The sequence below is a fragment of the Pseudoalteromonas sp. ND6B genome (genome assembly GCF_000764215.1).
Taxonomy (GTDB): domain Bacteria; phylum Pseudomonadota; class Gammaproteobacteria; order Enterobacterales; family Alteromonadaceae; genus Pseudoalteromonas; species Pseudoalteromonas tetraodonis.
Genome location: NZ_JQFL01000025.1, coordinates 24,972 through 35,524, shown reverse-complemented (window position 1 = coordinate 35,524; position 10,553 = coordinate 24,972). Strand labels below are relative to the sequence as shown.

General features: G+C 39.4%; 9 protein-coding genes. 8 read left to right on the top strand and 1 reads right to left on the bottom strand.

Features of this window, described 5'->3' with window-relative positions; all coding sequences use genetic code 11:
- Positions 1 to 22: 22 nt before the first annotated feature.
- On the bottom strand, positions 23 to 865 hold the full coding sequence (locus tag ND6B_RS12415) for an IS982 family transposase (protein WP_033103112.1): 843 nt from the start codon (positions 863 to 865) through the stop codon (positions 23 to 25).
- A gap of 434 nt (positions 866 to 1,299) precedes the next feature.
- Here ND6B_RS12415 and ND6B_RS12420 point away from each other — a divergent pair, with 434 nt between their 5' ends.
- From ND6B_RS12420 to ND6B_RS12455, 8 genes are all read left to right on the top strand, one after another.
- Positions 1,300 to 2,337, top strand: coding sequence for a hypothetical protein (locus ND6B_RS12420; protein ID WP_013465892.1), 1,038 nt, complete (start codon positions 1,300 to 1,302; stop codon positions 2,335 to 2,337).
- A complete protein-coding gene (locus ND6B_RS12425; protein ID WP_008109627.1) occupies positions 2,334 to 2,651 on the top strand; it encodes a hypothetical protein in 318 nt (105 codons plus the stop codon). Before ND6B_RS12420 ends, ND6B_RS12425 begins: the two co-directional genes overlap by 4 nt.
- A 12-nt stretch (positions 2,652 to 2,663) precedes the next feature.
- Positions 2,664 to 3,011, top strand: coding sequence for a hypothetical protein (locus tag ND6B_RS12430; protein WP_016899198.1), 348 nt, complete (start codon positions 2,664 to 2,666; stop codon positions 3,009 to 3,011).
- 157 nt (positions 3,012 to 3,168) lie between these two features.
- Positions 3,169 to 3,540, top strand: coding sequence for a hypothetical protein (locus ND6B_RS12435; RefSeq protein WP_029773128.1), 372 nt, complete (start codon positions 3,169 to 3,171; stop codon positions 3,538 to 3,540).
- A 107-nt stretch (positions 3,541 to 3,647) separates the two neighbouring features.
- Entirely contained in the window at positions 3,648 to 4,145 is a 498-nt protein-coding gene (locus tag ND6B_RS12440; RefSeq protein WP_004589252.1) for a DUF411 domain-containing protein, read from the top strand.
- Positions 4,145 to 5,572 carry a TolC family protein gene (locus tag ND6B_RS12445; protein ID WP_016899199.1) on the top strand — a complete coding sequence of 476 codons (1,428 nt, stop codon included), beginning with the start codon at positions 4,145 to 4,147 and terminating at the stop codon, positions 5,570 to 5,572. Before ND6B_RS12440 ends, ND6B_RS12445 begins: the two co-directional genes overlap by 1 nt.
- The gene (locus tag ND6B_RS12450; protein ID WP_016899200.1) at positions 5,572 to 7,329 is read left to right on the top strand and encodes an efflux RND transporter periplasmic adaptor subunit; all 1,758 of its coding nucleotides are present in this window, start codon (positions 5,572 to 5,574) and stop codon (positions 7,327 to 7,329) included. The genes ND6B_RS12445 and ND6B_RS12450 overlap by 1 nt, the downstream gene beginning before the upstream one ends.
- Positions 7,330 to 7,343: 14 nt before the next feature.
- Positions 7,344 to 10,508, top strand: coding sequence for an efflux RND transporter permease subunit (locus ND6B_RS12455; protein ID WP_004589255.1), 3,165 nt, complete (start codon positions 7,344 to 7,346; stop codon positions 10,506 to 10,508).
- Positions 10,509 to 10,553 lie beyond the last annotated feature (45 nt).

Sequence of the window (10,553 nt, the reverse complement as noted above, 5' to 3'; positions counted from 1 at the left end):
TAACCTCAGATCTGCATAAGAATTAAAGCCGAGTCACTTTAATACTCGGCTTTTTAGTCTGAAAGGTATAGGCAATTAATCCAGCCATTAAATTAACCATAAATGAGATGCAGCTGCGGTGCCTTGTATGGTCTATTTGAGCCATATTTTTCAGTTGGTCGAAAACTGTTTCAATGATAAAACGCTTTGATAACATCGCTCTATCCCAAGATGATATTGGCTGACGTTTCATATTACTTCGTTGACCTGTAATAAAATCAATGCCTTGCTCAGCAAGTTCCGCTTTTAGGTTTGCAGATACATAACCTTTATCAGCGTATAAACTACCTGTAACATTATCGACCATATCTAACACCGGCTGTCTATCATCAACATTCCCAGCTGTCACTTTTACTGCTAATAAACCACCTTCATCATTCATGATGAGGTGAAGTTTAAACCCATAAAACCAGCCCATTGTTCCTTTACCCCGCTTGGCTTTTCCCGCGAAAACTTGGTGGCGAGGAATACGCATGTTGTGACACACCTTGAGAGAAGTAGAATCGATAAATGCAATGCCTGTTGGTTTATCAAAGCGCTGCTTCAGATAGCTACACAGAGCAGGTAACGTGGCCTGAAGTAACTTCAACATACGTGTATAACTGACTAAATCAGGAAAATAATGTCGCCAATACTGACAAACAAATTTGGTGTAGTAAGTTTTAAAGTCGCGATAACCTGATTGATGAAAGGCAATTAATATAGTCATCACTTCGCTAGAGGATAGTCGAGACGGCTTAATGCGTTGCTTCTCACCTGATTCTATTAGGTGTTTAAGCCACTGAGGTTCAAACAATAAGCAAAAATCATCGACATCTACGTAAATTGCATCTAAGTTATTCGTGCCCTTGCCTCGGTAATCTTATGTTTCTTGGTCGAAAGATCTGATCACCGCAAGGGCATTTAGTTCCATTTCTTATGTGCAGCTCAGGTTAGATAGCATCATTGGAAATTTTGAAAAAAAATTTCCCGGTTCCAATATAAATGAAGAATTAGTCATATCCCTTTTCGGACTTAGCTTTGATGAGTTCAAAGCCAAAATTTCTGACTGATTTTGTACAAATCCGTAAGTTGCCATTTAAAAATTTAGCGATATTATGAGTGAAAGGTTGTGCGGACAGCCTACGCCTACACATGTTTTTCGCCTTGAAAAACGTGAACAGTGAAGCGGAGCATCCGTAAAAATTTGGTTATTTGAACAATAAATAAAGCAATGTGTTGGTAGGCCATTGTTTATTGGAAAGTTGTTTGGAGAACTAAGTGATCTCACTTTATCAATTAAAGAATAAGCTCAATAAACAAGCAAAAGAGTTTGCTGAGTTATTAGAGTTTCCTGATCTTTACGCCCAAGGCCTGTGGGCTAGAGGTGTTTATAACTGCCCTCATTTTTCTGATACCCATAAATATCTCTCTGAAGTATTTGAAAAGAAAAAGCTGGACTCAATTCTAAAGCACGATTCCCTGAAATATTTAATGATCAACGAATACGATGATCAAGAAATTATTGAATCGCTTCATAAAGAAATTGAGTCAATGGCAAACCGTATTGAAAGCCTGATGCTGGTAGATATCGAAACATTAGAGTTAGTTTCAGTGATATACCAAGTTTTAGGGTTGCCTGAAAATGCCAAGTTTATTGTAAATACAGGTGCAGACTTCCGCTTAGAGTGGCGACCATACTTTGATGCCTTTGATGATCCGTTGATAGTTCAATATGCAGATTTAAAAGTTCATGGTTGTTATTTCAGGCTAATCGCTTGCAAGTTTCCGTTTGAAAAGCTTTCCTTGGATGACATTAGAAAATACATGTACATCAATCATGTAAACCATAATGGTGAGTTTGAAGGCTGTATTTCTGAAGGAAATACATTTTCTAAGCATGTGCACTGGCTGGTGTTGACACTTGAATTATTCAGTAGCGGCAAAGTAAATAAGGCTCAGTTCAATCCAACAACCTTCAAAATCGAAGGTATGCGCTATTTGGTATATGGCTTCCCATTGATTCCTTCCTTTGTATCTGATTGGCACAAACCTGATTTATGTCTACGAGTCAAAAATCTAGATGGCGATCAGAAGTTCATTGTTCGTATCGAACAGCAAGATCTTGTTTTTTATGCGAGGCGCGTTGATACCAACTTTTTTAACACAATCGATTATGAAAAATACATTTCGTTGTATCAATCTAGTGTTCTGTCACATTTTGATGCTGACAACAATTTGCTTAAAGTTGATGGGGTTAAATATCTAAGTTTTTTTCGTCCTTTTTCTGTAGAAGATATGAAAGGAGTTCAAGCATGAGACCTAGAGTAAAACTAACCAACGCAAAACTTATCTCAATTCAATCTGATACAGAGGAAAAAGTTGAACGGGTGCTTTACGGCACATTTGCTGACGAAAATGAAAATGGTAAAGAAGGAGATGCTTTATTCACGATAAAGGTTTTGGAAATCAATGGTCTAGAAAGTAAGTGCTTTGGTGTTGACTTTTATATCTTAGATGCTGAATCTAAAGAGTTTGATGTAAATGCATTTGAGTTTAATTTAATGCATGAGTGTATGTATTCTCCTAATGAGTTATTAGAGCTGCGAGATATGCTCCCGGCTAGTTATTAGTAAGGGAATACGTTGGATAGAATATATTTAAAGGATGCCTACATAGTATCTGTTTACGACTATAAAGAATTTGAAAAAATATTTCTTGGCGAGTTTTTATCAGGGGGGGTTATTGAAGATGAAACATTCAGGTTTCGGCCATTTCAGCAAATCGTGACTTCAAAGATTGTTAGCAAATCTGCTGATGAGGATAAGTTAGAAATATACACACATAGTGGGAGTTGTTATGTGATTGATGCTGACCATAAGTTAATTGATATTTCATTTGTTGAACTGGTTGTTATGAGAGCAGGAGCTTATTCGGCAGATCGAGTTTTAGAAATGAGAGAGCAACTTAAGTCTCAAAATAAAAGCCATTGAATAGCGAAGATAAGAAGTCTGATGAGATTATTATTTGTCACTTACCTCTTTGAAAAATTTGACGATAATCAAATATTCATAAATGTTTATACAGCATCAATTGACTTAGTCAAAAATTTGCATTAGTATTAGAGATGTATATTTGTAAGAGAATTTTATGTCTAAAGCATTTTCAAAAGTCTTAGTAATGACGCTTATGCTGGTTGCCTTTGTAGGGCAAGCATTTGCGTATTCTGCTATGCCTTGCGAAATGTCATCAGGTTCTCACGAATCACACATGAACATGAACATGAACATGAACATGAACATGGATCATGGTGATATGAATAAAAGCAGTAATGGTCAATCAGAAGATTGTTGTGACGTTGAATGTATTTGTCCTGCAAATGCTTGCTCATCTACGACAGTCCTAAATTCCAGTATTGATTCGACAGATATTCAAATATTCAGTGAATCTGTAGCTGCTCTGCAATCTAAACAACCTCATTCAATTTCCACTTCCCTTTATCGTCCACCAATTTTTGCCTAATACAGGATTAGTGCGTCCAAATTTCTCGCACATGTAATTAATTTTTCTGTTAGTCAATATAGCGTCGTAGCGCTATAGATATTTTCCAGCGATGTCTGGGGGCAAAAATGATCAATAAGTATTTAAAAATAGCAGTAGTAATGCTGCTTTCACCTGCGTTTGCAAACGCCAACGAACATAACCATGCACACAATAACGACGTAACACCTTTGGAGTTAATCGTTTATAAAACCCCTACTTGTGGGTGTTGTAAAAAATGGATAACTCATATTGAAGACAAAGGGATCGTTGCGCATTCCAAAGATTTCCGAAACATCGGCAACATCAAAACTAAGTATGGTATCAAACCTAATTACCGTTCATGCCACACGGCAGTGAGTAGAAATGGATTTGCCTTTGAAGGTCATATACCTGCTAAATTTATTCAGCAGTTCTTATCAGAAGAACATCCCAATGCGATTGGGCTTTCAGTTCCAGCAATGCCAGTTGGCTCTCCCGGTATGGAAGTCGATGACCGCTTTATGCCATACAACGTGTTAATTCTATTTAAAGATGGAACGAGCAAAGTCTATGCAAAAGTTAAGACATACGAGGAGCAATTCTAATGAAATTGAACTCTTCAAACCTTACTTCACTTTCAACTGCATTAATACTCGGCTTATCTGTATTCTCAGCTCAAGCTGAGAAAGTAGTGTCGCTTGAACAAGCTATCACCTTAGCTCAGCAAAATGATCCTTGGCTTCATGGTAGCCGATTGAAACAAAGTGCAGTTGAAAATAGAAGTATTGCTTCAGGTACTTTGCCTGATCCGAAAGTATCGCTAGGGATAATGAATTTACCAACAGATACTTGGGATTTAGATCAGGAAGGAATGACTCAGCTAAAGGTTGGCGTCTCTCAAATGTTTCCGAGAGGCGACAGTCTAGAGATCAAGAAAGACCAGTTACAAATTGAGTCCACGAAATTTCCACTGTTACGAGAGGATCGTAAAGCTAAGTTGAAAAGCCAAGTGTCACAACTTTGGTTAGATGCTTACTTAGCCCAACAAACTATTAAATTGATTGAAGATGATTGGTCTCTCTTTGAGCAGATGGCGGAAGTGGCTAAAGCTAGCTATTCAAACGTTGTTGGTAAAACTAGACAGCAAGATGTTATTCGTGCTCAGTTGGAAATCGTGCAGTTAGATGACAGATTAACTTCGCAAAAGCAGAAACTAGAAACGACAATCGCTCGTCTCAATGAGTGGCTTCATATTTACGATGCGGATCGTTTGAATGAATCATTCAACTTTGACGCGCAACCATTAGAGTTTAGGGTTTCTAAAAAGTTACCTGCAATTACTCTGAATAATCCAACAGTCCTAACAGCATCTAATTACTCAAGAAATCTATTGGCTCAGGAGCTTTCGAATCACCCAGCCATACTTGCAATTGATATAAAACGCAAAGCTTCAGAAAAAGGAATTGAGTTAGCCAAACAGCAATATGAGCCGCAATGGGGTGTTAATGCTAGTTATGCCTATCGCGACAATATGCCCTCTGGTGATAGCCGAGCTGATTTATTTTCTGTTGGGGTAACGTTTGATTTACCCTTGTTTACCGAGAACAGACAAGATAAGCAAGTTGCAGCTTCTATTGCAGATTCAGAGACTATTAAAACCGAGAAACTATTACTGACAAAGCAAATGATCAGTGTTTTAGAAAAAGAACTAAGACAGCTTAAACGCTTATCAGATAGACAATCTATCTATCAAGAACAACTCCTTAAACAAACTCATGACCAAGCAGAAGCGTCATTGACAGCCTATACAAATGATGATGGCGATTTTGCCGAAGTTGTTCGAGCAAGAATCGCAGAATTAAATGCCAGAATATCAGCCTTAAGAATTGATGTTGACGCACTTAAAACAGTTGCTCGTATCAACTATTTCTTTGCGCATTCTCAATCTAACTCAAATGCTGAACATAAGTCGATGCAAACTTCACACAAAACTAATCAGCACTTATCCAGTCAGCAATTTGGAGAAAAATAATGTCAACGAATACAAAAACAATTATTGCCATCATCATTGGGGCAGCACTTGGTGCTGGAGCATTGAGTTTATATCAAGGTACTGGCTCAAACAGTAATAGTAATGAAGCAACATCAGGAGAAAAAAAGCCTCTGTATTGGGTTGCACCGATGGATTCTAATTACCGCCGGGACAAGCCCGGTAAGTCGCCTATGGGGATGGATTTAATACCTGTGTATGAGGAAGAATCATCTGGTGATGACTTTGGCCCCGGAGCAGTAAAAATTGCGCCTCATGTAGTGAATAACCTTGGGGTTCGCACTGCACCTGTTGAACTGAAAAATATGCATACTGAAATCTCAACGGTAGGTTATGTTCAATATGATGAAGATAAGCTAATTCATATCCACCCACGGGTTGATGGCTGGATTGATAAACTTTACATCAAAGCAGCAGGTAACCCTGTAGAGAAAGGACAGCCTCTTTATACACTATATTCTCCTCAGTTAGTTAATGCTCAGGAAGAGCTGTTAATAGCGTTAAAGCGCAACAATAGTTCTTTAATTTCAGCAGCCAAAGATCGCCTAAAAGCGTTACAGCTTTCAGCAGACTTTGTTCAAAAGCTAGAAAAGACACGAAAGGTTCAGCAAACAATTACCTTTTATTCACCACAAGCAGGTGTTGTCGATGGTTTGAAGGTTAGAGAAGGTTTTTATGTAAAGCCGGGAAACACCTTATTAAGCATTGGCCAGCTAGATCAAGTTTGGGTTGAAGCAGAAGTGTTTGAACGTGACGCAGCCTTAATTAAAAAAGGACTTCCTGTATCAATGACACTGGATTATTTACCCGGTGAGGACTGGGCTGGTGTCGTTGATTATGTTTATCCAACATTGAACAGTAAAACACGCACACTCCGAGTGAGATTGAAATTTGATAACACAGACTATCAATTAAAACCAAATATGTTTGCACAAGTCTCTATTCACGCTAATCAAGCTGATAGCACCATCCTCGTGCCTAAAGAAGCCGTTATTAGAACAGGTAAACAGGACAGAGTAGTACTTGCGTTAGGTGATGGGCAATTTAAATCTATTGAAGTGACTATTGGCCGGGTTGATATCGACAGCATCGAAATATTAGACGGCTTAAATGAAGATGACGTTGTGGTGACATCTGCCCAATTCTTGATTGATTCTGAATCAAGTAAAAGCTCTGACTTTAAACGAATGACTCATGATGAAGTGCCTAACTCTGTTTGGATGCAAGGGGATGTTAATAGTGTTATGGCAGGGCACCGCATGGTTAATATTTCACATGGCCCTGCTGAAGCTTGGGATTGGCCTGAAATGGTTATGGATTTTACTGTGGCTGAAAAAGTCGATATTGACTCATTAAAGTCAGGTCAATCTTTGCACTTTGAAGTGAGCAAAACCGAAGACGGTGGATATGAAATTACTGGAATTCATATCATGAGTGAGCCTGGTGATATGAGTGAAGAAGTATCTTTTGCAACAGTATCAGGTCTAATTAATTCTATTAATGTTGATACGCGTGTTCTAAATATTAGCAGAGGCCCAATAGAGAAATGGGATAGACCTGCTGCGACGATGGATTTTATCGTCGCGGACAATATAGAAATGGTTGATTTCAATGTCGGTGATAATGTCACTTTCACTTTTGAGGTTAGAGATGACTTAGTTATCACTGACATTTCTCTTGAATCAGATGAACAACACGGCAAGGAAAATAAAGCTGCTGTTGATCATTCTAATCATTAAGTGGGAGAAAAATAATGATTGAATCAATTATTAGATGGTCTATCGGCAATCGTTTCTTTGTTTTGTTGATTACCTTAATTATCGCGTTTGGTGGTTTGTATTCATTACAAAAAACACCAGTAGATGCACTCCCCGATCTTTCTGATGTGCAGGTGATAATTAAGACGAGCTATCCGGGACAGGCACCACAAGTAGTGCAGGATCAAGTGACATTTCCTCTTACTACAGCGATGTTATCAGTGCCGGGGGCGCAAACTGTTCGTGGTTACTCATTTTTTGGTGATTCCTACGTCTACATTATTTTTGATGACGATACTGATTTGTATTGGGCTAGAAGCAGAGTACTTGAATACTTAAGCCAAGTAGCATCAAGCCTGCCTGATTCGGCAAAACCTCAATTAGGACCTGATGCAACAGGTGTGGGTTGGGTATACATTTACGCTTTAACAGATAAGTCTGGAAACCATGATCTAAGCCAATTAAGAAGCATTCAAGACTGGTTCTTAAAGTATGAACTACAAACTGTTCCGGGCGTGTCCGAAGTTGCCGCCGTTGGTGGTATGGTTAAGCAGTATCAAGTGCAAGTAGATCCTGATAAATTGAGAGCTTACGATATTCCTCTAAGTTTAATACAAATAGCCTTACAAAAAGGGAACAAAGAAACTGGCGCATCCGTTGTGGAAATGGCTGAAGCTGAATATATGGTTACCGCAACGGGGTATATTCAATCAGTTAGTGATATAGAGAAAATCCCACTTGGTATTAACGAACAAGGCACGCCATTGCGTATTGGTGATGTTGCTACCGTTAATTTAGGGCCTCAAATGCGCCGTGGTATCGCAGAGCTTAATGGTGAAGGCGAAGTTGTTGGTGGTGTTGTCGTTATGCGCTTTGGTGAAAACGCTCAACAAACCATAAACGGGGTAAAAGAAAAACTTGAATCGCTTAAATCTTCTCTACCAGAGGGGGTGGAGATTGTCCCTGTTTATGACAGATCGAAGTTAATAGATCGTGCTGTTGATAATCTTTGGAGCAAGTTGCTAGAGGAGCTTGCAGTCGTTGCTATTGTCTGTGTGGCTTTCCTATTTCATCTTCGCTCATCTATTGTGGCAGTTGTTACTCTGCCATTAGGTATCTTGGTGTCGTTCATTATCATGTATATGCAAGGCATCAATGCCAACATTATGTCTTTAGGCGGTATCGCTATTGCGATTGGTGCGATGACTGATGGTGCAATAGTGATGATTGAAAATATGCACAAGCATATGGAGAAAACACCACTAACAGATGAAAATCGCTGGCAAATTGTTGCTAAGGCTGCGAGTGAAGTAGGCCCTGCACTATTTTTTAGCTTACTGATCATTACAGTCTCATTCTTACCTGTATTTATCTTGGAAGCGCAAGAAGGAAGAATGTTCTCTCCGCTCGCCTATACAAAAACCTATGCAATGGCGGCATCAGCAGGTTTGGCGATCACATTGGTGCCTGTTTTGATGGGCTACTTTATTCGAGGCAAAGTTGTTTCTGAAAAGAAAAACCCGTTAAACCGATTATTGATTGCTATCTACATGCCTGTTTTAAAGCAAGTCATGAAGTTTCCAAAATCGACAATAGTAGCAGCAATATTAGTGACTATCGTTGGCTTTTGGCCTGTCGATAAAATTGGTAGTGAATTCATTCCGCCATTGGATGAAGGCGATCTCATGTATATGCCTACTACCTATCCCGGTATTTCAATTGGTAAAGCAAGGGAGTTATTGCAGCAAACAGACAAGCTTATTCGCACTGTGCCAGAAGTTGAAACTGTATTTGGTAAAGTAGGAAGAGCTGAAACTGCAACCGATCCTGCACCTTTAACCATGATTGAAACCTTTATTCAATTGAAGCCACGAGAGCAGTGGCGAGAGGGTGTGACTACTGAATCGTTAAAAGCTGAGTTTGATAAATTGGTTAAGTTTCCGGGCTTAACGAATGCTTGGGTTATGCCAATCAAGACCCGAATCGACATGTTAGCAACAGGCATAAAAACGCCTGTGGGTATTAAAGTCGCCGGACCAGAGCTTGATGTGATTCAGGAAATCGGCCAACAAATAGAGCAAATTTTACCCGAAGTTACAGGCACAGCATCAGTTTACTCAGAGCGAGTTGCAGGTGGACGATATATCAAGGTTGATATTTCACGCGATAAGGCAAGTCGCTTTGGGTTAAACATCGAAGATGTTCAACAAGTGGTTTCTACAGCTATTGGTGGTATGAACGTTACCCAAACGGTAGAAGGTCAAGAGCGTTACCCTGTTAACTTACGCTATCCGCAAGACTATCGAGACTCTCCTGAGCAGCTATCACGATTACCTGTTGTAACACCAAGTGGTCAACGCATTGCACTAGGTGATGTCGCAGATATTCGAGTTGAGAACGGTCCGCCGGGAATTAAGAGTGAAAATGCTCGTTTAAATGGCTGGACGTTTATCGATATAGACGGTGTTGACGTAGGTACTTATGTTGAAAGTGCAAAAATACACTTGGCTAATAATCTAAAACTACCAGCAGGTTATTCAATTACTTGGGCTGGGCAATACGAATATATGGAAAGAGCGAAAGAAAAGCTCACCTATGTATTGCCTTTAACACTCGCCATTATTGTTATTCTACTTTACTTAAACTTCAGAGCGTTTAGTGAGGTGGCTATCATTATCGTTACCTTGCCGATGGCGATGATTGGTGGCTTATGGTTGATGTATCTGGAAGGGTTTAACTTCTCTGTGGCTGTTGGCGTGGGCTTTATTGCTCTAGCTGGGGTAGCGGTTGAGATTGGTGTGATAATGTTGGTCTATCTCAATCAGGCACTTGCTGAGCTTAAGGAAAAAGCTGAAGAGCGAGCTGAACCTATCTCTGATGATGCATATCAAGATGCATTATTGCACGGTGCAGGCTTACGAGTTCGTCCAGTAATGATGACAGTTGCAACAATCATTATCGGCTTGATGCCCATTTTATATGGTACAGGAACAGGTTCGGAGATTATGAGTCGTATTGCTGCACCTATGGTAGGCGGAATGACAAGTGCTGTGCTACTCACTCTTATTGTGCTCCCAGTAATTTACTCAATCGTTAAAAAGCCAGAATTAAACGCCTTTAACAAGGAGCTTTCTAAGGCGGAGCTAAAAAGTAATGCTTAGCGAAGTTAAGAAACCATAAATAGCAATTTCAATAAACTAAAATAG